Raw genomic sequence first — 22,222 nt, 5'->3', positions numbered from 1 at the left:
GCAGGCGGAGCATCCCCGGGTGTCGAGCCACCCAGTGGGCACCTTTCGTCGATGTCCCCCTGAGTAGGTTGGTACGTTCGTACGGTGAGACACCCACACGTGCGCAGAACTCATGTCACGCTTCCTGAGGGCGAATTCACGATCACGTCGGACGCGAGGGCCCGGGAGGCCGCGACCCGGATGTTCTTCCAGGCCGCACCGCGCATCGGGCGGCGGCTCGACGCTGACGGCGGCGGCACGCCGCGGAACACCCTCAACTCCCTCTACGCCCTCTTCGCCATGTACCGGGACCAGCCGAAGGCCGACCCGCCGCCCTCGGCGAATGGCGTGCCCGTCCACTGGCTGGCCATGGCCATCCTCACCCGTGGCCTTCGCCCGTTCCTGTCCGTGTGGCATCCGCGCCTGGCCGCGTACGAGCGAGCGCACCCCGGCCACGCCCCGGCGGAGTGGGAGGAGTACGCGGCGTTCGCGGAGGCCCTGGGCGAACTGCGCCGCTCCGTACACCCGTACATCGACGGACTCGGCAGGGTCGCGGGGCTCCCCGCCCCGGGGCTTCACCTGCGGCGCTTCGGGGTGTGCTGAGCGGGGCGCGGAGAACGTCCCCGACCGGTACGGGGTGTTCCGCGCGTACGAGGTCGGGCAGGATGCCCCTCGTCATGGCGTACGAGAGCCAGGTGGGAGCAGGCTGTTCCTGTCGTGCTCGGAGTCAAGGTCAAAGGGTTCGGAGTCAAGGGGTGGAAGGACGGCTGTGGCCTGACCGGCTGGCGGTCGGTGACCAGGTCCGCTGGGGCGGTGCCGCGTACACGATCACGGCGGTGCGCGGGCGGCAGGTCACGCTCACGGACGAATGCGGCCACGAGCACGAGTCGGACGTGCTGGCGCTGTTGTTCAGCCCCGGTTTCGTCGTGCTGCGGCCCGTGGCCGGCACCGACCACCGGCGAGCGGCGCATGGCTCCGGTGACGCGTCCCTGGAGCGGGCGCTGTGGTGGGAGTCGCACATCCTTGAGGTGCTCACCGGGCTGCCGTCCGACGCCGCGCCCAACGCGAGGCCCCGTCCCGGGTACGACCCCGCGTGCCACTCGCTGGCCGAGCGGGAGAAGGCCAAGGCTGAGGAGCTGACGGAAATTGGGGGCACTGGGGTTTCGGCCCGCACGGTGCGGCGTAAGCGGCAGCGCTACCAGGCCCAGGGGGTGGCCGGTCTGGTGGACGGACGAGCCGGGCGGCGAGAGGCACCCGGGGCCCGGCTCGATCCGCGGATCGTGGAGGCGGTACGGGACATCGTGCTGACGCCCGTCGCGGGGCGGCGGCCAGGAAGCGAGCGGGTGCGGGCGGAGGTCGCGCGGCGACTGGCGGGGCCGATCGGCCGCGGTGAGTTGTCCGCGCCCTCCCGCTCGGCGATCCACCGGTTGTGCACCGAGTTGACACGTCAGGCGTCCGCGCCTGAGGCCGGGAGCGACAGAGCTTCACAGGTGGGAGAACGTGTGCACCTGGGCACGGTGCACCCGCCCGTGCCGGTTCATGACGGGCACGGGTCTCACGGAGGTCTGGGGATCCTGTTCGCGGTGGACGAGGCGACTCGGCTCATCCTGACGGCCGTGGTGTTCGCCACCAGGCCGTTGCCGTCCGTGGGACCGGCCCTGCTGGCACGGATGTGCGTACCCCAGGACCAGCGCCACCGGTGGCCCGGCCTGGACAGCCCGGATCGCGGCCGGGGGGCGGGGGACGCGCCGGGCTTCGGGCCTGGGGAGCGGGCGCCGCTGGTCCGCCCGTCCGCTCTCGTGCTCGACAGCGCGGCCTGGCCGGGCCTGGCTGTGCTGCGCGATTGCTGTGGACGCCTGGGGATTCACGTACGACAGACAAGCCGGACTCAGCCGGAACGGCGCGATGTCGAACGTTCCCTGGCGCGAGCGGCCTCGCTGTTCACGGACCACCTGCTGACGTTCGCCCCCCGCGGTCCGGGCACGTCCGGGTGGTCGGCGGAGGAGGTCCAGGAACTGCTGGACTACTGGGTCGCGCGCGTGTGGCCGTACGCCGACGACCCCGTCGCCGCGTCGCCCCCGGACGTACATCGGACGCCCATGGGGCGGTACGAGTCCCTGGTGTCCGACGCACAGTGGACGCCCACTCCCCTGCCTCCACAGGAGTTTGCCGAACGGCTCGATGCGGCCACCCGAGTCATCGGGCCGACTGGTGTGCACCTGGCGGGCCGCACCTACGACGCTCCGGCTCTGGATCCGCTGCGTTCCTCGCGGTCCACGGGTGCCATGGGCGGGCAGCAGGTTCCGGTGCGCTGGGATCCGTACGACCTGCGCCGCGTGTGGGTACAGGGGTCTGAGGGCCGGTGGCTGGAAGCCCCGGTGGTGCCCGGCGTGCCGGGTACGCTGCGAGAGTCCCTGGGGCATGCGGGATTGCAGCAGGCTGCCGTGTATGCCGGGCGGTCGGCGTCGCCCGCGCCCGGTCGCCCCGCGTCTCCCCGGGCGATCACGGTTGAGGACGCGACGCCAGCCGAAGCCGGCTCAGCCGCCCGGACCGACTCTGCGCGCATCGCCTATCACGCTCAACTCCCTTTGCCGGCCCCGGCCATCGCCTCCGCCATACGCCGGATCGAGGAGGCGGTCCTCCTCAACCAGGCCTCCTTGGGCAGCCGTCACGGAGTCCTGCTGTACGGCCCGCCGGGCACCGGCAAGACGACCGCCCTGAGGCAGGCCGCGGTCCAGCACCTGCGGCGAGCGCCTCAGCCGCCCGCCGCCGGGCAGCGTCCCGCGATCCATGTCCGACTGCCGCCCGCCACGTCACCTCGTCAGCTCATGGCGGAGCTGGCCCGCTCCCTGGGCGTCCCGCTGCGCGGCGGGCCCACGACGAGCGACCTCGCGCACCGTGTCAGCCTCGCGTTACGGGAGGCACGTACCAGCCTCATCCTCGTCGACGAAGCCCATCACCTGGGAGGCCCCGGCTGGACCCGGACCAGGACCGCCGACACCCTGGACTTCTTGTGCGACCGGGTGCCGGCCACCTTCGTCTACGCGGCACTCGACGCGCCAGACCTGCTGGCCTCGTCCCTGGCCAGCCTCCCGCACCGCCGCTTGCTGCCCGTTGCGCTGGCCGACCTTCCCGAAGACGAGGCCTGGACGCGGCTCCTGCGTGACACCGAGCAAGCCCTCCGGCTGAGCGCGCACCCGCCAGGCACGCTGTCCGCCCTGTCCCACACCCTGTACCGGCGAACGGGCGGCAATGTCGGCCGACTTGCCTACCTGCTCCGCGCCGCAGCGGTGCGTGCCATCCAGGACGGCACGGAGAAGCTGACCGGCGGGCTGCTGTCCGAGCTACCGGTGCCCGGCAGTGGATTTGAGTCGCACACTCAGAGATGAGTGAGCCCTGGTGGCCAACTTCAGCCGCACAGCCTCAGTAAAACGTAGCAGCCAAGACCGGATGCAAAGAGGCGACGAGGCGACTACGACTCCTCCCATGGCAGCATGATCTTCGGTGAACTACGGCGAAGCGAAGGGGACTTGGTGTCACAAAAGCCAACGCCTCCTCGTTTCCAGCCATCAATTCAGCCTTCTGGTACCTCATTTGGCAGACAGGTGGCTACCCGACGGCCTACCGTGATGACCATGACGCACCAGGAAGCCTTCCTCGGCCAGCCGATCGACACCGGCGACGAGGCTGCGCAGGTGGTCCGCGAGTGCGACGCCAAGCTCGAGGTGTCCGGCACCACCATCAGCCGACTGCAGGAGTCCCTCCGCGAGGAGACCGAGACCTACGAGGCGATCCGCGCCCTGCGCGACGAGGCAGCAAGCCTGCTCGGCGTCGACGCCCGCTTGCGGAACATGCGGGAACACGCGGCGAGGTACGGAATCCCGCGCGGACCGTCAGCCCACCAGGCATCCCTGCACCTCGTACCGGACGGCAAGGAAGAAGCGAGCAAGGTCGGGGAGACGGCTTCCGGAATCTCCCATACGTCCGACAGTCACTCCGGCTCCGAGAACCCTTCCGGCCCCGGCCCTGCCTCCTGCGTGACATCCCCCGAGCCGCAGGCGGCGCGACGACCGGCCACGGTCGCGATCCGGAGCAAGGCGCAGCAGAACGTCCTGACGGCGCTCGCCTCGCGTCCGGAGTCAGAACCGCCGTGGGGCAGCGAGGAGATCGCCAAGGCGCTGGGCATCCCCAAGGAGGCCAAGGCACGCAAGGCCCTGCGCAACTGCTTGCAGGCGCTGGTCGTGTCCGGTGCGCTGGAGCGGGTCACCCGCGAGGACGACCACCACGTCTACTACCGCCCCCTCATGAACTGGGAGTCCGTGTGACCTGACCTCAACGTCCTGAACTCCCCGCACGTCACGCTGCATTGACGTGCCGTGGCCGTCACCGCGGAGCTCCCGCCTGGGTCGAATCAGAAAGGGCGCCCGCGGTGACGGCGTGACCTAGACAGGCCGTTTCCGACCCTACCCGGCCCCGGCCGGGAGCGTTTGGCATTCGGCCTCATCTCTCTCCCTGCCCATCCGCTTTGCCCCGTGGAGTGCCGAATCGTCATGCGTATTCACCACCGCAGGTCTGCCACACCCGCCCCTCCCGCCGCGTTCTACCCCTGCGGCCGCGCCCGCGCACACAGCCTCGCTGTGCGCGATGCCGGGTTTCCGCCACTTGCGGCCGCTCAGAGCATCTCGTCCGTGACGCCGTCGGGGGCCTCGCCGGGCGCCGGAATGCGCCACTTGGCGTGCTGGGGCCACAGCATGACGCCGAGCGCGCCCTCCAGGTCGACCAAGGTGACCATGTCCGGCCACACCTCGCCGTTGAGCACGTTGGTGATCACCTGCCGGTTGACGCCGCTCTTGCGTGCGAGTGCGTTCGCGCTCAGTTCCTGCTCCGCCATGGCCTCGGCGAGCTTGCGCGCGACCACCTGAGCGACGAGGGCGCCGCGGTGCGGCTCCATCACGGCGTGCGGCCAGATGCCGCCGACCACGAACGCCCTCGGCCTTCTTCCACGCCTCGTTCCTTCAGCCACGCGACAAGTGTGACGGAAGGACGCTCGGGATGCGCGCCTGCCCACCACTTGCTATCACAGTAGCAGGCTTTTGTGGGATGCACACCCATGACGTCGCGGCCAGCTGCACACGCAGCGAGCCACCCGCTTCACCACCGCTGTACGACAACCATCCGCTCAACACGCCAAGTTGAGGAGAAGTTCCGTGTCCAGGTCACGCAGCCGCCCCGCGTCCGGCACAGCTGCCCGGCCGCCGCTGCCTCACCCCCGCATCCCGGCAGGCACGCACCTGAAGCTGCTCCCCGCCATCGGGGCGCTGCCGCAGCCCTGCCACGTCCGCGACATCGCCGCGGCTGCCGGGACCGGTGTGTGGGGCACCGGCATCGCGATGAAGTTCCTGGTGGACTGCGGACTGGTGGAGCCGGTTCCCGGCGCGCGCGGCACCTACCGGGCCACCGCGCAGGCCTTGTCCGTCGCCCAGGCCTGGTCGGTCAGCGAGCAGGAGGGCCTCGACGCCCTGCGTCGTGCCTGGGGCGAGCTGTGGTTCGTCCGGTCGGCACAGGCGCGGCTACAGGACGGTCCGGGCGTCCGGACCGGCCTGCAGCTGGCATTGCTGCGGCGGCTGCCCGGGCCGGGGCACGAGTCTGCGGTCAACCGGCTTCTCGACCTGATGGTCGCCACAGGTTTCCTTGTGGAGGAGCCGGACGGATTCATCCGTTGGCACGGGCACCCCCAGGCCCCCGCAGCAGAGGTCACGGCGACGGAAGAGTCCAGCACGGCTTCGCCATATCCCGCCCGCGCGAAGGACGGAAGCAAAGACCTGGCACGGCCCGTGCCGCCCCAGGCGACGGAGCCGACCGAGGCCCTTCCCAACCGTGTGCACGGCACTGCCGTGGGCGCCACTGCCGGCGCACGCATCCCCCTCCCGTCCGCGCGCCACGCGGACGCCCCCGCCCCCGCACCCGCACCCGCCACATCCGCACAGCACCACCCCAGCACCGAGGGGTTGCTCACCACCGCCTTCGGCCTGCACGACGTCCTGCATCTGACCTCGGAGGAGGCCGGCACCCTGCATGACCACCTCACCGGACTGCTCGGCATCCTGTCCGCGATGCACGAGCGGTCCGAGCGCCACAGCGACCCGCTGAACGCGACGCTGCTGACGCCGTGGACCCCCTTGGCCATCGCCGCTTGCAGCCGGCAGGACTGGCTCAACACCCATGACCTGGTCCGGCAGTTGGCCGCCACCGCACCGTTCAGGAGGCAGCCGACGAACACCTGAGACGAGACAGGGGTCCGAGGGCGTCATTTCCTGGCCGGGATCAGCGCCCCCGGACCCCTCCGCCGCAACCCGATGACTTCCCCGCGCGGCACAGGCCGCGAGAGAGGGGCTTTGGCGTGCCCTCACACAAGGCGAGAGCCACCACCCACCGTAGCGCGCGCTCACCGCACGCTCCCGCAGATTCCACGACACCCAAGATCACGCACCCTGCGCGGCCCACCACGCCATGGCCCGAATCCAGCCGACCGCTCGGAGCACGCCATGGCTAGGGTCACCCTGCGACACGCCGTGCTCCGCGCCAGCCGGGCCTGGGCCGAACAGGTCCAGGGCGGCACCATGCGCCTGCAGACCGCCGAGAAATACATCCAGGCCTGCGAGCGCCTCGTGCGCTACGCCGCCGCGCTCGGCCTGGTCCGCCTGGACGACGTCACCGACACCATCGCACAGGCCTTCATCGACGCCCCCGGTCACAACCGCCAGGGAGAGTTGATCACCACCCCCGCCGACAGCACCCGCCGCGTACGCAAGTCGGCCGTCGACGCGCTCTTCGCCACCTGCCGCGCCCTCGGCCTGACAATGCAGGCCCCTCTCATCGACCTGCCACCCATCCCACGCTCCGCACGGCTCACCGCCGGACGACTGACCGACGCCGACATCGACGTCCTGCGCTTCCACTCCGAACGCGGCATGCCTCAGACCCGGCACGCCGCCGTCCTGGGCCTGCTCCTGTCCGGCCAGCACACCGCCGAGATCGGCTTCACCCGCACCACAGACCTCGACTTCGAACACAACCGTGTCTGGTCCCTCGGCGCCACCCGCATCACCGCCCGCTACTGCCCGCTCGACGACTGGGCCCGCGAAGTCCTGCGCCTGCGCGCCGACTTCGTCCGCACGCACACCGCGCCCGACGAACCGCACACACTCGCCACCGTCGCCGGCTCACCCGCCTACCGTCGGCAGTCCAGCGTCTGCACCGCCTTCGGCGAGACCGCCCGTTCCAGCGGCACCGCACCAGACGGCGACCCGGCCCGTCCCCGCGACGTCACCAGCTGGGCTGCGGCGAAGACCCTGGCCACAACCGGCCAGATCGCCGACGTAGCGCTCCGCTTCGGCCTGTCCTCCCTCGACGGCGCTGCCCGCCTCGCCGGATACGAGTGGCGGCCCACGCCCGCCGGGGAAGGCGAGGAGTGAGCCCGTCGTCTGCCGCAGCGGCACGCACGCCCGCCAAGAAAAGCACCGCCCCGAAGACGGCCAAGAAAACCGCGAAGAGCCCCCGCAAGACAGCCAAGAAGAAGCCCAAATGGATCTTTGGCCCCATCCCACAAGACATCCTGAGCCCCGCCAACTTCCGGCCCGAGCCCAAAGCCCCAGAAGCCCCCAGCATCTGTGACCTCACTCGCCTGGAATACGTCGTCGCCAACCCCGCCCTCTACGAGGTGGCAGCCACCGTCTTCCCGCCCAAGATCCGCAAGGGGCCGGGCAGGCCCGCGCGCTACCCGCCCTACATCTACTTGATCTACCTCACCTGCATCGCCATCTACGACTCCTCACGCCGCACCGATGCCACCCTCCGACACCCCGACACGTGGAAAGCTGTCTGCGTCGGAGTGCGCCGCCAGCTCGGCGACAAAGAGGCCGACGCTCTGCCCAACCGCGGACCCAGTCGCGACCAGTGGAACGACTTCTACAGCGACCATCTGCATCCCGCCGTACACGAATTCCGCAAGGCGTCCAGGGACGTCTGGATCCAACAGGCGATCGCCCTCGGCATGCTCTCCCAGAAACGAAAGCGTGGGGACTGGCTTCGCCCACACCGCAGCCAGGTCATCAATGGCGACGGCACCGTCGTCCGCCCGCCCTCGGACCAGACGGAAGAGTACGAGAAAGACGAAAAGACCGGCGAGATTCGTTATCACCGCGTCGACCACGACGCCGGAATCCAGGTGGAGGGTGATGACAACATCATCTACGGCAAGAAGATCGTCGCGTTCTCCGTACGCCAGGAAGCGAAGTGCCACAGCCGCTTCATCCTCAACGCCGACAACGCCCGCCACCGATCACCCGAACAGGACCCGGAACGCGAGGAAGAAGCCACCACCGCCGTCCGCCTCACCCACGAAATCCTGGACCGCGCCCCCGGAGTCATCGCCGCCAGCTACGACACCGCCTGGCGCGGAAAACACCGCGCACCTCTGATCCGCAGAGGCCTCATCGTCTTCACCCGACAGCACAGCGGCATCACCCCCCATCCCCTGAACAAGTACCAGTACGAGAAATCAGAATGCTCTCACGATGTGTATGCGGCAGGCGGCCGAGCCTGCGAGCGGCGACTCACTGTAGACGGCAAAACTATGTACAATCCGCTCCCCGTCCGAGAGCTCCTTGTCCGCGAAGGAAAATCAGGATGGCGCTTCTATCACTCCATCGAAATCTCCTGCCGTAACGGACCCCACACCGAACTGATCGCGGTCTACGAAACAGAAGAAGACAGCGCCATCGACCCCAGAACCAAGCGCATGAAATTCAACCGCACCGAACACCTCCGCCAGATCCCGCCGGACACCCTCTACGGCGACCGGCTCCTCGGCATGCGGCAGGACAGCGAGTCGTCGAACTCGACCCTCGACTACTCCCACTGGGACAAGAGGATCCCCATGTACGGCGCCGAGGGCGCGCTCCTGGGCTACCTCGGGTACGCCTGGATGATCAACTCCATCGCCCTCGCCACAGCCGGCAGCCCCTGAGCCAGCCCCGAGCCTTCGACACCCCTCAGCCACCGACGGGGCTCACCCGCTACACTGGCGGCGGTGCACAGCCCTGATGGGCAGTGCGCCATGCGGCTCTAACGGAAGATCATGTGGGACCTTGCGGGCATCCCCGCAATTTCCCACACATTTTCCCACAGAGCCCCGCCTTCGTAGCTCAGGGGATAGAGCACCGCTCTCCTAAAGCGGGTGTCGCAGGTTCGAATCCTGCCGGGGGCACAACGCGTCATGCCGCTGACCTGGGGTTTCCTCCTCAGGGAGGCGCTCTGTTCGGCCTCGGATTCTTCGTCCGAGGCCGTTTGTGTGAGTGGTGTGCGAGTGGACGGCTCCCCCGGTCCCGAAATTTCTCCCAACCGATCAGCACCGTCCGGCACGGGCTCTTCCGCCTTGTCGCGCTCGGGTGCGGCTGCAGAAGTGGTGTTCGGGGGGTGCCTCATGCACGGTCCTCGAAGGCGCGGGTCCGATGTTCTTCATCGCCACTCCTGTTGCCAACTCTTATGGCTACACCGACAGTTGAGACAGATGGACATGTGTTGTACCTGAAGGGGGCAGGGATGAGAGTCACCGTGGCCGTTGACGCCTGGAACGGAGACGCGGCCGGAGCCTCGGACGATCTGTACCAGTGGCTGCGCCAGGACCCTGATCTGCGCGTTTTCATCCGCCGGGAGGCCGCCGCCGCGCCGCCGGGCGGAGCCATGGGCGCGCTGGGGGAGCTGATCACGCTGCTGCTGGCTCCCGGCGGTCCGACGGCGGCTCTGGGGGCGGCCGTCGTGGTGTGGCTCCAGAGCCGCCGGGGCAACCAGACCGTCACCATCAACCTGCCGGACGGTGCGCAGGTCGTGGTCTCCTCGGAGAAGGTGCGCGGCTTGACCGCCGAGGGCACTAGTGAGCTGGCCGAGCGGGTCGCCGCGGCGCTTCGACAGGAGCGAAATCCACAGGAGACACGGGATACGGCGGAGGATGACGGTCGGGTCGCTCCGTCGCGAGAGGCAGGCTGACCGTGCCGTCGCGGGGGGCGCCGGATCTACGGATGAGAGCGGATCTGACGGGAGCCGGTTGCCACGCGCTGGTGGTCGGGACAGCCACCCACCCGGGGCAGCAGCTGCCTGCTCTGCCGTCCGCTCTACGGTCGGCGCAGGACGTGGCCTAGGCGCTGAGCACAGTGTGCGGTATGGGCGATCGGGTCACGCTGCTCACTGACCCGACGTCGCCGAGCGACGTCCTGGAGGCAATGGCCGCGGCAATCGGCCGGGCTGAGCCCACGGAGGGGCGGTACGAGCGCGGAACCGTCCTGCTCTACTTCGTCGGGCACGGGCTGCGCGGACCCGGTCAGCAGCTGTACCTGGCGACGGCGACGACCAAGTCCCAGGCCGACATGGCGCACTCCATCCCCTACACGGAGATCGAGCGCTACTTGAGCGACGCCGCCGCCGACCCGGTCGTGATCCTCGACTGCTGTTTCGCGGGGAATGCCCAAGAGCCGGGCCGGCCGACCGCAGCGGACCCGTTCGCCGGTGCGCGGCCCGCCGGCAGTTACCTGCTCGCGTCCGCGATGCCCAACGCATTGGCGTATGCCCCACCGGACGCGGAGCACACCCTCTTCAGCGGCCAGTTGCTCAGCCTACTGCGGGAGGGCGACGTGGGCGGCCCGAAGTGGCTGACGCTGGGCGGCGTCTACCGGCTGCTCGACCAGCGGCTCCAGGGCAGCGCGGCCCGCCCGTACGGCGGTGGCACCGCGCGCATGGGGGAACTGACTCTCGCCGTCAACCGCCAGTACGAGCCACGGCCGAGCCCGGACGCCGGGCAGCCCGTGGCCGACGTCCCGGATCCGGACGCCGTCTGCCCCTACCCCGGCATCCTCCCGTTCCTCCCCGAGCACCACCGTCTCTTCTTCGGCAGGGAGGAACTGACCCGGGAGCTGCTGCGGCGCGTCGAACGGGCGCGACCCGGTGAGCCGGTGGTCCTGGTGGGGCCGTCGGGGGTCGGCAAGTCCTCGCTGCTGCGGGCCGGACTGAGCGTGGCCGCGGAGCAGGCGGGGCTCGGCCCTGTGCGGCTGGTGTCCGCGCCGGGTGAGTGGCCGTTCCGGACGCTCGCCGAGGCGTGGGCGGCGGCGGTGGGCAGGGCGCCCTCCGACGTCGTACGGGATCTGGAGCGGGGGCGCTTCAGCCAGCCCGCGGCCACGGGGGCCACGGGCTGGCGGGCACCGCGTGTCCTCGTCATCGACCAGCTTGAGGAGTACTTCACGCTCTGCTCGGACGCGGCCGAACGTGAGCGATTCGCCGCCGCCCTCACCGCGGGAGCGCACGAGGAGTGCGGCGGGAACGGGGACGGGGCCGGCCCGCGTCTCGTCCTGGCGCTGCGTGCCGACTACTACGGCGACGCCCTGAGCGACCCCCGCCTGGCGCCTGTCGTGCGGACGGGTCACTTCGCCGTGCCCGCGCTGGGCGACGAGGAGGTCGAGGCGGCGATCGTGGGCCCGGCGGAGTACGCGGGACTGCGGTGGGAGGAGGGCGTACCGCAGCTTCTGCGACGTGATGTGAACGAGGAGCGGCGCACCGCGGGCGATGCCGCGGCACTGCCCTTCCTCGCCTACGCCCTGCCGGAGATCTGGCTGCGGCGGCAGGGAACGACGCTCACCTACGCCGGGTACGCCGGCGCCGGAGGCATACGGGGCGCGGTGGCAGGGGCCGCCGACAAGATCTACGACGCTCTCGACGAGACCGGCCGTACGGCCCTGCGGAGCCTCCTGCTGGCCATGGTCCATGTGGCCGACGGCGAGGGACGGTTGGTACGCCGCCGGGTGCCGCCGGAGGAACTGGCCAGGAGCGAGGACCTGCTGCGCCGACTCGCGGACGCCCGCCTGGTCGTCGTGGACGAGGAGGGCGGGGCCCAGCTCGGCCACGACTCGCTGCTGCACGCGTGGGGGCGGCTGAGCGGCTGGATCGACGAGGTGCGGGACGACCTGCTGAGACTGCGGCGGCTGACCGCGGCGGCGGAGGGCTGGGCCGACGCGGGACGGAGGCCGAGCGGCCTCTACGAGGGCGACGCCCTGAAGGAGGCGAAGAAACTCACGGCGGACGACGCCCAGGCGGCCCAGGCGGCCGAGCCGGTGGTCACCGCCGGCTCGGCCGTCGCAGGCACGCCGTCGACCGTCGGCGTCCCTGTCCGCCAAGTGGTACGGGATTTCGTCGCCGCGAGCGACCACGCGCAACGGCGTCGACGCTTCGTCACGCAGGCGTGGATCGCCGGTCTTTCGGCCCTGCTCCTGGTGGCCGCATCGCTCTTCGGATGGGCGTTCCACGAGAACCGGCAGGCGGCGAGCCGGGAGGAGAGCCTGATCGCCAGGGAACTGGCCACCCAGGCCGACACCCTGCGCGAGCGCGACCCGCAGACCGCGCTCCGCCTCAGCCTGGCGGCGTACCGCACCGCGGTGACCCCGGAGACCCGCTCCAGCCTGTACACGGCGGCGACGACCCTCACACCGACCCGCCTCGTCCCGAAGGAGCGGTACCGCAAGCCGGTTCTCAACGTCGCGTACAGCCCGGACGGCAAGGTCCTGGCCGCGAGTCACCGGGGTGACCGGGTCCAGTTGTGGGACCTGTCCGTGCCGACCAGGCCGGTGGAGGCGGGCCGGTTCACGCTGAGGAGCAGTCCGGTCATCGCCTACCATCCGCGCTCACGGCTCCTGGCCGCACAGTCGGCAGACGAACTGACGCTGTGGGACACCGCGGACCCGCAGAAGCCGCGGCGGCTCTCCCTGGTTCGGCTCGCCCACGGTGTGACGTACACGCTGGCGTTCAGCGCGGACGGCCGGACACTCGCGGCGGGCAGTCAGAAGGGACAGCTGCGGCTGTGGGACGTGAGCGACCCCGCCCGCCCCGCACTGCGGACGCAGCGGACGATCGCCAAGGTGGAAGTGATCTCCGTGGCGTTCACCCGCGACGGGCACCACCTGATCACGGGCAACGGCAACGGAGAGTCGGGGAGCGGGCAGCCCGCACAGGTGCGGCTGTGGGACGTGAGCGATCCGGACCGGCCCCTGCTGCGGGACACGGAGCAGGCCGACACGGTCATGGCGGTCGCGGCCGATCCCCGGCGCGACCTGGTGGTCGCGACCGGTGCGGCGGGGAAGATCGCCTGGTGGGAGGTGGCGGACGGGCGGGAACTGCGGCGCGTGAAGGCGAAGCAGTACATGGACACCTGGGGCGTCGCAGAGGACATGCCGTCGCTCGCGTTCAGCAAGGACGGCAGGTACCTGGCGGGAGCGGACCGCGCCGGCGGCGTCAAGCGGGCCGAGGTGACCCGGAAGGTGTCGGATCTGGTGGAGCGCATGCGCGAGGTCACCCTGCCGTCGGGCGAGCCGACCCAGTCGGTCGCCTTCAGCCCGGACAGCCGGTATCTGGCGGCCGGTGAGGTGGGCGGAGAGCTGCGGCTGTGGCCCGACCGGCCCTGGGCGCCCGCATTCGAGGGCGGCATCTATGTCACGCCCCAGGCGGGGACCAGCCCGTTCAACCCCGACGGTGAGCTCGTCATCGCCTCCCAGTCGAACGCGGACAGCACAGACACGACCAAGGTGTGGGACGTCAGCGACCCGAACGCACCGAAGGTCCGGTACACCCTGCCGAGGGGATGGGAGGCGAAGTACTTCATCACGCGGCACAAGTCGCCCGTGTTCCTGGCGCATTACGTGACCAAGAGGCTGGACCACACCCTCCAGATCTGGCAGTTCGACTCCGACGGAGCCTTGAAGAAGAGCCCCAGCATCCGGTTCACCGCCGAGATGCCGAGCATCGCCGTGAGTCCCGACGGTCTTCTCCTCGTGGTGGGCTCGCAAGAGGAGCCCGACATCGCGCTGTGGGACATCCGGGATCCGGTGAAACCCGTCCTCCGGGGCACGGTCGGGGTGAAGGCGAGCGGCGACCTCGGGGCCGAGAGAAGCCTATGGTTCGCTGGGAAGCGATCCCTGGCGACGGTGGAGGACGGACGGCACATCAGGCTCTGGGACGTCTCCGACCCCGCCCGGCCCCGCAAGGGCGGGCGCGTCGACGACGCGGCAACGATGCAGGGCGCGATGTACTACGGCTCGTCCCATCTCCTCATCACCGAGGAGACGGGAGACAACGTCCAGCTCTGGGACCTCTCCCGGCCCGCGCACCCCGTCAAGGCCGGCCTGCTTCCGGCCTCCCCTGGAGGCTACTTCCCCACACGCAAGGGGGAGTTGGCGGCGGCACTCCGCGATGGAACCGTCGAGTTCTGGGACGTCACCGACCCTTTCCGGCCCCAGAAGAAGCGCGACCTCCTGATCGGCCGCCAGATCCCGTCGATCAACATGACCGCCGACGGCCGCTACGCGGTCACGAGCAAGCCCTATCGCATCTGGTCCGTCGGGAAGGACGGGCGGTGGAGCACTCCGGAGTTCGCCACGCTGGAGAACGCGGATGCGATACATGTGCCCCCGGCGAACTCACCACAGGGCCCTCGTTGGCTGGCTGTCACCGACTACGGCAGCACCACCATGACAGAGGAGAGGACCTACCTGCTCGACTTCGACACCGACGGCCTCTACGAGACCCTCTGTAAGTCGTATCCCATGAATATCCCCGAAGACCAGTGGAAACAACTGTTCCCGCACTTGGCCTACCGCACGTCATGCGACTGACGCCAAGCGGTGGTGGTGAAGCCGACTCCTCCAGGAGGTGGAAGCTTTGGCGGGAGATGGTGATGATGTTCGTACGTCCTCTCCGCCGGCGCCCGCCAGCCGCCTCCGTACCGCAGCCGCAGCCCGGCGTAAAGGTCGTGAACCCGCGCGCCGTGTCCGAGAGCCCGGACATTCACGGCTGCCTGGGCCGCGCCTACTTGGCGACGGCCGCGTCCTGAAGGCGCGCCAACAGTTCCAGGCCGTGCTCGACATACACGGCGCCCGTGCGCACCGCGCTGACCGTGCGCTTGACGACTGGGGCCTTCGCCCGCGAGGGAGGGCACGGGTTCGTGTGTGTTGCGGCGGGACTGTAACCGGTGAGCCGACGGATGACGGTACTCCTGCAGGTGGCGGCCTCACTGTAGTTGTGGGCGCCCTGGAAGGTCTCGGGCTTCAGGGCCGCGTCGAAGTGCTCGCAGGCCGCATCGTCCGCGCTGCCGCCGGCCGCGCGCATCACGCGTGCTCGCCCTGTCGGACAGACGTCCCACAGAACGGATTCGGCACACATGCGAACGGGAAACCTCGTGAACACGCGAGAACTACAGGGGGCATTTTCCCAGGCCAGACGTATCGTGGTCGACATTTTCCCAGGTCACAGCCTTGATCAGGGAAAACTCCTAAAGCGGGTGTCGCAGGTTCGAATCCTGCCGGGGGCACGACCGAAGTAGCAGGTCAGAGAGTTACATGCCTCACGTTCTGTTCGAACGGGAGGCATGTTTCATGATCAGAGTCCACATCCCCACGATCGCTTCACTCACAGGGGGTAGTGGCATCATGCATATATCCGTTCACAGTGTGCATGCGAGGGCTGGTGCGTCTCCCCCACGTGCGCCAGATGCGCGCTCGTAGCGGGCCGTCACGTGAGGGGGTGGCGGGGGACGTGTGCCCACTCCTCGCGTGATCACGCAATTTGGGGTGGACCCTAATCACTTTTGATCTTGGGGTCGGAAGCGTGGACCTGCGCCACGTCCCACCCCACCCGACGCCCGGGTCCTCGCCCGCCGTCGCCAGGTGGGGGACCAGATCCGCCACTCACGCGAGCACCACAACCTCACCCAGTCCGACGCCTGCGCCGGTCGGGGATCGACCTCGCCACGTACAGCCGGATCGAGCAAAGCCACTCCTCGCCCCTCCTCGACACCCTCATCCGCATCGCCGACGCCATGGGCGTCGACCTCGCTGATCTCGTCAGGAGCCCGCCACCGTCCGGCCCGGGGTCCTGGACGGAGATTCAGCCCGCGTGCGATTCGCCTGTTGCTGCCGTCGTGGCATGCAGCCGGGTCAGCCGAGGTCGCAGCGCGCGCAGATCATGACTTCATCTCCTTGCGCCAGAGGGTGAACCAGGCCCGGTACAGCGACTCAGCCTCCGGGCACTCGGGTGTCTTGTCCGGCAGGGCCGGGGTCGCCCTGCAGTCGGGGCACTTGGTGCAGTGGTCGACGAGGGAGATGAACGCCTCCGCGGCCGAGGTGAGGGTTTCGGTGCTCATCGCCTTCCCTCCCGGGTGAGGCGCTCCAGTGCGGTGCGGGTCTCGCACAGTGAGGCGCCGTCGGTGCACTGCTCGCACTGTCCGGCGTGGTCGCGGAGCGCTCGCACGGCAGCTTCTCCAGCGCAGCCACGGCAGGCCCGGGGGAACGTCGAGTAAGCGCCGTCCAGACGCTTGTGGCAGCGCTCGCCCAGGTCAATCGCCGTGGTGGTGACAAGGCGGACGCCACACCAGACGCATGCCGCGCCGCGTACCTGCTCCTGTGACAGCCCGTCAAGGGCAGGCAGGGGGAGCAGTAAGAGTGGGCTGGCGGTGGTGCTGGCGGCTTCTGGTGGCATGGGTCCGGCCTCCACGGTCACGGTGATCCGTCTCACACACGAGACCGTAGGACGCGGTACAACAGAGGAGGGCACGCAAAGTGCGTGCCATGGGCGTACCGGTGGCGGCCATGCCGTACTTCCATCAGGCGCAGGGGGCGCAGCCTGCGGTGGCGCGGTCGATCGCCGTGCTGCGTGAGCAGGGTGTTCTCGTCCTCGACGGCCCGGACGGGTACGAGTCGCACCCTCCGAAGCGGGGGAACCCGAAGGCGTACCCCTGGGAGAAGGCGCTCGCCGGCGTGAGGACTCTGAGAAAGCCGGGGCGGTTCAGGCCCTGCGGAACATGATGCGTGACCAGAACCGCCCCAGCGAGTGACAGCGCGAACCGGACGGCGAGGTCCCCCGGTCGGGATTCCTGCGCAGGCCCGTTCGTCAGAGCCGGCCGTCGGCAGGGAGGCCAACCCCGCCCAGAACGGTGAGGTCCGTGCGGTGCGGTGGGGCCGACAGCAGGGCGAGGACGTCGGCGGGGGCCGGACCGTCAGCGGGCGGCGGAGCAGCGAGGGCGGCCTGCGCGCTGGCGTCGTCCTGCCAGACCTCGGTGACGTGCACCGTGCCCGGGTCTGCTCTGTCCTGGCTGATCAGGTAGATCTCGCAGCCCGGGAAGCCGCGAAGCCTCTCCGCGACCCTCAGCAGGACGGCGGCGAGTTCGCCACCTCTGCCCGGGTGCGCTGTCATGGTCATCAATCGGCCGATCATGTTCAGACCAGGGTGGAGATGCAGAACGGGTGGCCGGCGGGGTCGAGCAGGACCCTCCACCGATCGGGCTGGGGCTGGGCCGGGGGCTCGACAGCGCCCAGGGCAAGCAGGTGAGCCTGCGCGGAGTCCAGGTCGTCGACGCCCAGATCGATGTGGGCCTGCTTCTCCTGGGAGGGGTCCGGCCAGGTGGGACGTCGGTAGTCGGCCAGCCGGTTGAACCCCAGTCCGGCCGAGCCCTCCTGGCCGAGCAGGACGAAGTCGTCAGTGGAGTAGACGACGGGCAGGCCGAGGGCATCGCCATAAAAGCGGGCCAGTTCGGCGGGGTCCGGGCAGTCGAACGTGACGGCCGCATAGCGGATCGCGGGCGCGGATGTGTTTCCAGTGCTCATGGGACAGACGCTATGACGGGACCAGGACAGATTCGGTCCTGGTCATGCGGGACACTTCACGATGTGATCAGCACATCCGCCCGCCTGCTGCGACTGGTCTCACTGCTGTCCGCACGGCCGTCGTGGACCTGCGGCGAGCTCGCCGAGCGGATGGCAGTCACCGAGCGCACGGTGCGGCGGGACGTCGCCAGACTCCGGGAACTCGGCTACGGAATCGAATCCGACCCCGGGCCATGGGGCGGCTACCGCCTCGGCGGCGGCACCCGGATACCGCCACTCATCCTCGACGACGAAGAGGCACTCGCCGTGGCTGTCGGGCTGCGGGAGGCCGCGCTCAGCGGCGTCCTCGGCAGCGACCAGGCCGCGCTGTCGGCGCTGCTGAAACTGCGGCAAGTCCTGCCGCCGCGGATCGCGGACCGGCTGGGCGAGATGGACGCGGCATTCGTGCACACCTCCCGGCCGGACGAGGCGCAGATCGCGCCCGGCATGCTGCTGGAGTTGGCCACCGCGTGCCGCCGGGGCGAGCGCACCCGCCTGTCCTACCGCGACCGGGAAGGCAAGTCCACGGTCCGGGACGTCGATCCATACCGCCTTGTGCACACGGGACGCCGCTGGTACTTCGTCGCCCGGGACGTGAAGCGCGGCGAGTGGCGGACGTTCCGGGCCGACAGGGTCGCGCAGATACGGCCGACCGGGCACGCGGTGGAACTCGTCGACTCGCCCGACCCAGCACTGCTCGTCTCCCGCTCCATCGCAGCCGGCGCCTACCCCCTCTACGTGACGATCCGCCTCCCGCTGCCCATGAACCAGGCGCTGACGCTGATCCCGGCGACGGTCGGCACCCACCGCCCGGAAGGCCCCGACGCCACGATTGTCGACATCGGCGGCCCCGACGCGGACGGTCTCGCCAAGTACCTCCTCAGCTTGGGCACACCGCTCCGGGTCCTGTCGCCGGACGATGTGCGGGAAGCACTGTTGCGCCGTGCCCGGCAGCTGTTCGAGGACAACGTGAACAGTCAGCTCCCATAGAGGCACGTTGGGCAGTCACGAGTCCAGATTGTGGTACATGACATGCAGGCCGACCGGACCCAGCGCTGGATGACAGAACGCGCCGGGAACGGTGCCGATCACGGCGAACCCGAGACGCTCATACAGCCTGACTGCCGGTGCGTTAGAGGCCGCGACAGCGTTGAACTGCACGCCGGCGAACCCGCGACTCCGTGCCCAGTCCAGCAGATACTCGCCCAACGCTTGGCCGACACCTCGACCGCGTGCTTCTGGCGCGACCATGAAGTTTCCGCTGGCGATGTGCGAACCCGGGCCTGGCCGGTTGGGGTACATGTTGGAGGTGCCGATTATGCGCTGCCCCTCCACGGCCACTACGACGTGCCCTGGCGGCGGTACCACCCACCCGTCGCGCGCCTGCACCTCACTTTGTAGCGGGTCGTAGCAGAAGGTGTCCCCTTTGCGGATGATCTGCTCGATGATCGGCCAGATCTGCGGCCAATCAGACTCCTCAAACGTCCGAATCTCCATCGGCGTGAGACTAACCAACAGTGAGGGGCATACCCACCGGTTATTTCCAACTGCGGCGCCGGTCGTGTTCATGCGTCTACAGAACAACCGCTTCACGCCGCCGGGTCTGTGCGTCGAAGGCCGGGAGGGCGCCGGCGAAGCCGTAAGCGAGCTGCACCACCAACCCATTGGCTTCCGATTCCTCTCCCACACCACCGCCGACGTCCGCCGGTTCCTCCGCCCACCAGCCCGGCAGGGTCACGCCATGGTGGGTGATCGGTTCGGTGAGGCGCACGCAGTAGTCGAGAACGGCGCGTGTCGTGGAGCTGCCGGGGTTTCGGCGCAGTCGATGTTCTGGGGGTGCGGGGTGGCTCAACCGAAGCCGCGGGAAGCCGATGACGCGTTGTGAGCGATGGTGGAGCCTCAACGCCGGTACCCTGGGCGCAAGAGCATCCGGACCGGCTGGTGTTGCAGGGCATCCTGTTCGTCGCCTGGCCATACTTGCTCAGCGCCTCGCGTGTCACGTGGGAAGCGATCTTCGTAACGACCTTGTCGGCGACGGTGGTCGCACCGCGCTCCTCGCGGGGAATGTCCGGACGCCGATCGGCTTCCCCGGTCACTGCCGCCAGTCTCCTCGAGTCCGTCGCCGGTCATCGCGGATCCGCTCCTGCCGGTCCCGGCGGCGGACGAAGTCGCCCGGTTCGAGATCACCTTCCATGAACCGCCCGACCACGAGACCGACGACGCCCAGCCCCAGCACCAGCACCAGCAGGAAAGCCCAGAAGCCTCCGAAGTACGCGGCGAAACCCAGCGTCATTCCGGCCATCAAGCCCACCACGGCCCTGCTCATCACACGCTCCTTCACTCAAGCGAGCTGCTCCGCCCCTACTGGATCCGCTGCCGTTCTTCCCCTTCGCCCTCTTCCTCGGGCAACTTCACGTCGCTGACCACGATGTTGACTTCCACGACTTCCCGATCCGCCATCCGCTCCACCGCAGAGACCACGTTCTCCCGCGGTTCCGGTTGTTATCGGTCTCCGACTCCGCCTGCAGCTTCTGAGGCATCGCACCACTGCACCTACCGCACACGCCCCTCGCTGGTCTCCGGTGTGACCTCGCCCTCGCCCTCGTCCTCGCCCGGCAAGTGGACGTCGTTGACCGCGATGTTCACCTCGACGACTTCCAGACCCGTCATCCGTTCCACTGCCGCGATCACGTTCTCGCGGACCTCTGCGGCGACGTCGCTGAGACTCACCCCGTATTCCACAATGACCTGAAGGTCAACGGCGGTCTGCTTCTCTCCGACCTCGACCTTGACGCCGCGCCCGGCGCTCGGGCGTCCACCTGGTACCCGGTCGCGCACGGCTCCCATGCCCCGGGTGAATCCACCGCCCAGTGCGTTGATACCGGGGACCTCCCCTGCGGCGATCCCGGCTATTTTCTCGACCACCCCGTCCGCAACAGTCGTTTTGCCGCGGAGCTCCGGCGCCGTCGACAGCGCTGTACCCGGGCGAGTGCGGGGTTCATTCGGACCGGGCTTCTGCAGAGTTGAACTGTTCGGCTCCGTCATGCGAGCCACCTCCTCGGGCGGTGCGCGGAGTGGGGGACTCGGGCGGCCATCGGCCACTGATGCAGCGAGCCGGCAGCCCGCCTGGTCTGTTCCTCGACCTCGTTCATCGCACGGCTCCGCAGGTCGTGGGTGACCGCGCCGACCTGCTGTCGGGTCTCCCCCGCCACGGCCTTGGCCTGGTCCACGGCGGTACCCGCGACCTGTCCCGCGGCCTGCCTGGCCTGATCGGCGGTGGCCGACGCCTCGGCCTTGGCGGTCTCGCCGCTCTGCCGCAACCTCGTCGTGTCACCGCCCTGCGCTGCCTCGCTCATCAGCCACTCCTCCTCACACGAGCACTGACGTTCAGCCCTTCATGTAAGCGAGTGACTGTTTTATTCGCATTCACACCGATCAGGACATATGTATCGAGATTCGGCCGATACCCATGAGGGTGGGCTCATGGGTACGTCCTCGACCTGCGCTTATGCGCGGACAACCGCCCCCCGGCACCAACTCAATAATTGATCTTGCGGCAAACCGATGCCGTGTGCAGCGGGTCACCGGCAGGACGACGCCCCCGCCTCTCTCCTGACGAGGCGAGGTCGCAGGAAGCGGTGGAGCTGCCTGCTGTTGTCACCCCGCGCTCGTCCATGCGTCCGGGCAGGGCACCAGCACCGCGGAGACCACCGCGTGGGACGAGGTCATGACGTCGGCCACGAATCGCAGGCGCCCGACGCCGAGTCGGCGCAGTGCCGGGCCGTGGTCGGCGGCGACGACGAGAGTCGCCGCGAGCAGAAGGAGTCGCCACAGTTCCATCACCGGGCGGCGCGTCGGGCGGGGCAGTTCCGCCAGGGAGGCGTGCAGTCGCTCGCAGTGGAACGGGACGTGGCGCTGCTCGTCCGACAGGATCCGCCCCGCCACCTCCGCAGTGAGCGGGTCGTCGGTGCCATCGCGCAGGGCCCGGTAATAACGCAGCGCCACCACTTCCGCGATCATCAGCACCAGCAGTTCCATGCGTAGGCCCATGAGACGCCGCAACCGTACGAAGACCGCGTCGCTCCAGTGGCCGGTCAACGTCGGTACGCCGCCCGCAGCCAGCAGTCGCGCAAGGAGACGGGCGTGGTTCTGTTCCTCGGCGACGAAGAGTCGGACCGCCTGCCCGTAGTCGGCGTCGCCGGCCCGGTCCGCTTTGCCGACGAGGTTGGCGCCGTCACCGTCCTCGCCGACCTGGAAGCGCTGAATACCGGCCCACACCGCCGGATGCAGCACCGCGCTTCGTCCCCAGTCCGGATCCCCCTGGGCGTCCCTGCGCTCACGCTCGTCCTCGAAACGCCGTGTCCACTTGGCGAAGCCGCCCGTATGCACCCGGTCCCCCTCTCCGGGACACAGCCACTGCGCCCCGGAGAGGGACGACGCACGCGGACACCAAACCGTTCCGCCGCCAGACAACAGCCCTGTCCCATACGAAAGCTGAGGGTGCCCCGTGA

The 22,222-nt window shown here is 69.3% G+C and carries 22 protein-coding genes, 1 tRNA gene and 1 pseudogene; 12 read left to right on the top strand and 12 right to left on the bottom strand.

The features are described 5' to 3' along the window. The first annotated feature begins 99 nt into the window (after positions 1 to 99). The 3 genes from M2271_RS34135 to M2271_RS34125 all read left to right on the top strand — a co-directional run bounded on the left by M2271_RS34135 (position 100) and on the right by M2271_RS34125 (position 4,304). On the top strand, positions 100 to 582 hold the full coding sequence (locus M2271_RS34135) for a hypothetical protein (protein ID WP_280891297.1): 483 nt from the start codon (positions 100 to 102) through the stop codon (positions 580 to 582). A 152-nt stretch (positions 583 to 734) separates the two neighbouring features. After that, on the top strand, positions 735 to 3,368 hold the full coding sequence (locus tag M2271_RS34130) for an AAA family ATPase (protein ID WP_280891296.1): 2,634 nt from the start codon (positions 735 to 737) through the stop codon (positions 3,366 to 3,368). 246 nt (positions 3,369 to 3,614) lie between these two features. Beyond that, positions 3,615 to 4,304 carry a hypothetical protein gene (locus M2271_RS34125; RefSeq protein ID WP_280891295.1) on the top strand — a complete coding sequence of 230 codons (690 nt, stop codon included), beginning with the start codon at positions 3,615 to 3,617 and terminating at the stop codon, positions 4,302 to 4,304. Positions 4,305 to 4,651: 347 nt separating this feature from the next. On the opposite strand, the gene M2271_RS34120 is transcribed toward M2271_RS34125, so the two are convergent. Next, a complete protein-coding gene (locus M2271_RS34120) occupies positions 4,652 to 5,002 on the bottom strand; it encodes a helix-turn-helix transcriptional regulator (protein ID WP_280891294.1) in 351 nt (116 codons plus the stop codon). Positions 5,003 to 5,186: 184 nt separating this feature from the next. On the opposite strand from M2271_RS34120, the gene M2271_RS34115 reads away from it, so the two are divergent. The 6 genes from M2271_RS34115 (at position 5,187) to M2271_RS34090 (ending at position 14,687) form a co-directional block, all read left to right on the top strand. Further along, the gene (locus M2271_RS34115) at positions 5,187 to 6,263 is read left to right on the top strand and encodes a hypothetical protein (RefSeq protein ID WP_280891293.1); all 1,077 of its coding nucleotides are present in this window, start codon (positions 5,187 to 5,189) and stop codon (positions 6,261 to 6,263) included. A gap of 261 nt (positions 6,264 to 6,524) precedes the next feature. Continuing rightward, entirely contained in the window at positions 6,525 to 7,454 is a 930-nt protein-coding gene (locus M2271_RS34110; RefSeq protein WP_280891292.1) for a hypothetical protein, read from the top strand. Further along, positions 7,451 to 9,007, top strand: coding sequence for a hypothetical protein (locus tag M2271_RS34105; protein WP_280891291.1), 1,557 nt, complete (start codon positions 7,451 to 7,453; stop codon positions 9,005 to 9,007). The genes M2271_RS34110 and M2271_RS34105 overlap by 4 nt, the downstream gene beginning before the upstream one ends. Before the next feature lie 167 nt (positions 9,008 to 9,174). After that, positions 9,175 to 9,247, top strand: a tRNA-Arg gene (locus M2271_RS34100). A 335-nt stretch (positions 9,248 to 9,582) separates the two neighbouring features. After that, entirely contained in the window at positions 9,583 to 10,026 is a 444-nt protein-coding gene (locus M2271_RS34095; RefSeq protein ID WP_280891290.1) for a hypothetical protein, read from the top strand. Positions 10,027 to 10,199: 173 nt separating this feature from the next. Further along, on the top strand, positions 10,200 to 14,687 hold the full coding sequence (locus M2271_RS34090; RefSeq protein ID WP_280891289.1) for an AAA family ATPase: 4,488 nt from the start codon (positions 10,200 to 10,202) through the stop codon (positions 14,685 to 14,687). 193 nt (positions 14,688 to 14,880) lie between these two features. On the opposite strand, the gene M2271_RS34085 is transcribed toward M2271_RS34090, so the two are convergent. Beyond that, positions 14,881 to 15,183 (bottom strand): hypothetical protein, encoded by a 303-nt coding sequence (locus tag M2271_RS34085; protein ID WP_280891287.1) that lies wholly within the window; start codon positions 15,181 to 15,183, stop codon positions 14,881 to 14,883. A 475-nt stretch (positions 15,184 to 15,658) separates the two neighbouring features. Between M2271_RS34085 and M2271_RS34080 the strand changes: the two genes are divergently transcribed. Beyond that, a complete protein-coding gene (locus M2271_RS34080; protein WP_348539214.1) occupies positions 15,659 to 16,039 on the top strand; it encodes a helix-turn-helix transcriptional regulator in 381 nt (126 codons plus the stop codon). Here the strand turns inward: M2271_RS34080 and M2271_RS34075 are convergent. Continuing rightward, positions 16,034 to 16,213, bottom strand: coding sequence for a hypothetical protein (locus M2271_RS34075; RefSeq protein ID WP_280891285.1), 180 nt, complete (start codon positions 16,211 to 16,213; stop codon positions 16,034 to 16,036). The two genes, M2271_RS34080 and M2271_RS34075, sit on opposite strands and share 6 nt — an antisense overlap. 424 nt (positions 16,214 to 16,637) lie before the next feature. Here M2271_RS34075 and M2271_RS34070 point away from each other — a divergent pair, with 424 nt between their 5' ends. Continuing rightward, on the top strand, positions 16,638 to 16,874 hold the full coding sequence (locus tag M2271_RS34070) for a hypothetical protein (RefSeq protein ID WP_280891284.1): 237 nt from the start codon (positions 16,638 to 16,640) through the stop codon (positions 16,872 to 16,874). A gap of 85 nt (positions 16,875 to 16,959) precedes the next feature. Here M2271_RS34070 and M2271_RS34065 read toward each other — a convergent pair whose 3' ends face one another. Together M2271_RS34065 and M2271_RS34060 are read right to left on the bottom strand one after the other, a co-directional pair. Beyond that, a complete protein-coding gene (locus tag M2271_RS34065) occupies positions 16,960 to 17,283 on the bottom strand; it encodes an antibiotic biosynthesis monooxygenase (RefSeq protein ID WP_280891283.1) in 324 nt (107 codons plus the stop codon). A gap of 2 nt (positions 17,284 to 17,285) precedes the next feature. After that, positions 17,286 to 17,672, bottom strand: coding sequence for a VOC family protein (locus tag M2271_RS34060; RefSeq protein WP_280891282.1), 387 nt, complete (start codon positions 17,670 to 17,672; stop codon positions 17,286 to 17,288). 63 nt (positions 17,673 to 17,735) lie between these two features. On the opposite strand from M2271_RS34060, the gene M2271_RS34055 reads away from it, so the two are divergent. Continuing rightward, positions 17,736 to 18,701 (top strand): WYL domain-containing protein, encoded by a 966-nt coding sequence (locus M2271_RS34055; protein WP_280891281.1) that lies wholly within the window; start codon positions 17,736 to 17,738, stop codon positions 18,699 to 18,701. 15 nt (positions 18,702 to 18,716) lie between these two features. Here the strand turns inward: M2271_RS34055 and M2271_RS34050 are convergent, their stop codons facing one another. The 7 genes and pseudogenes from M2271_RS34050 to M2271_RS34020 form a co-directional block, all read right to left on the bottom strand. Next, positions 18,717 to 19,208 (bottom strand): GNAT family N-acetyltransferase, encoded by a 492-nt coding sequence (locus tag M2271_RS34050; RefSeq protein ID WP_280891280.1) that lies wholly within the window; start codon positions 19,206 to 19,208, stop codon positions 18,717 to 18,719. A gap of 76 nt (positions 19,209 to 19,284) precedes the next feature. Next, entirely contained in the window at positions 19,285 to 19,482 is a 198-nt protein-coding gene (locus M2271_RS34045; protein ID WP_280891320.1) for a hypothetical protein, read from the bottom strand. A gap of 321 nt (positions 19,483 to 19,803) precedes the next feature. Beyond that, positions 19,804 to 20,037, bottom strand: a complete 234-nt coding sequence (locus tag M2271_RS34040; protein ID WP_280891279.1) for a hypothetical protein — start codon at positions 20,035 to 20,037, stop codon at positions 19,804 to 19,806. Positions 20,038 to 20,072: 35 nt separating this feature from the next. Beyond that, positions 20,073 to 20,201 (bottom strand): annotated as a pseudogene (locus M2271_RS34035) (Asp23/Gls24 family envelope stress response protein); the annotation flags it as partial. Between the two features lie 63 nt (positions 20,202 to 20,264). After that, positions 20,265 to 20,765 (bottom strand): Asp23/Gls24 family envelope stress response protein, encoded by a 501-nt coding sequence (locus tag M2271_RS34030; RefSeq protein WP_280891278.1) that lies wholly within the window; start codon positions 20,763 to 20,765, stop codon positions 20,265 to 20,267. Continuing rightward, on the bottom strand, positions 20,753 to 21,067 hold the full coding sequence (locus tag M2271_RS34025; protein WP_280891277.1) for a hypothetical protein: 315 nt from the start codon (positions 21,065 to 21,067) through the stop codon (positions 20,753 to 20,755). Before M2271_RS34025 ends, M2271_RS34030 begins: the two co-directional genes overlap by 13 nt. A 301-nt stretch (positions 21,068 to 21,368) precedes the next feature. Further along, positions 21,369 to 22,100, bottom strand: a complete 732-nt coding sequence (locus M2271_RS34020) for a ferritin-like domain-containing protein (protein ID WP_280891276.1) — start codon at positions 22,098 to 22,100, stop codon at positions 21,369 to 21,371. Positions 22,101 to 22,222 lie beyond the last annotated feature (122 nt).

It is taken from the genome of Streptomyces sp. LBL, assembly GCF_029893585.1.
In the GTDB taxonomy this organism is placed as follows: Bacteria; Actinomycetota; Actinomycetes; order Streptomycetales; family Streptomycetaceae; genus Streptomyces.
Note: the sequence above shows the minus strand (reverse complement) of the source record. Positions and strands in the feature narration are given on the sequence as shown.

Excerpts from the sequence above, each read along its gene's own strand:
- M2271_RS34125 (WP_280891295.1), top strand. The coding sequence starts at position 3,615 with ATGACGCACCAGGAAGCCTTCCTCGGCCAGCCGATCGACACCGGCGAC.
- M2271_RS34110 (WP_280891292.1), top strand. The coding sequence starts at position 6,525 with ATGGCTAGGGTCACCCTGCGACACGCCGTGCTCCGCGCCAGCCGGGCC.
- M2271_RS34095 (WP_280891290.1), top strand. The coding sequence starts at position 9,583 with ATGAGAGTCACCGTGGCCGTTGACGCCTGGAACGGAGACGCGGCCGGA.
- M2271_RS34090 (WP_280891289.1), top strand. The coding sequence starts at position 10,200 with ATGGGCGATCGGGTCACGCTGCTCACTGACCCGACGTCGCCGAGCGAC.
- M2271_RS34075 (WP_280891285.1), bottom strand. The coding sequence starts at position 16,213 with ATGAGCACCGAAACCCTCACCTCGGCCGCGGAGGCGTTCATCTCCCTC.
- M2271_RS34070 (WP_280891284.1), top strand. The coding sequence starts at position 16,638 with ATGGGCGTACCGGTGGCGGCCATGCCGTACTTCCATCAGGCGCAGGGG.
- M2271_RS34065 (WP_280891283.1), bottom strand. The coding sequence starts at position 17,283 with ATGATCGGCCGATTGATGACCATGACAGCGCACCCGGGCAGAGGTGGC.
- M2271_RS34060 (WP_280891282.1), bottom strand. The coding sequence starts at position 17,672 with ATGAGCACTGGAAACACATCCGCGCCCGCGATCCGCTATGCGGCCGTC.
- M2271_RS34050 (WP_280891280.1), bottom strand. The coding sequence starts at position 19,208 with ATGGAGATTCGGACGTTTGAGGAGTCTGATTGGCCGCAGATCTGGCCG.
- M2271_RS34040 (WP_280891279.1), bottom strand. The coding sequence starts at position 20,037 with ATGAGCAGGGCCGTGGTGGGCTTGATGGCCGGAATGACGCTGGGTTTC.
- M2271_RS34025 (WP_280891277.1), bottom strand. The coding sequence starts at position 21,067 with ATGAGCGAGGCAGCGCAGGGCGGTGACACGACGAGGTTGCGGCAGAGC.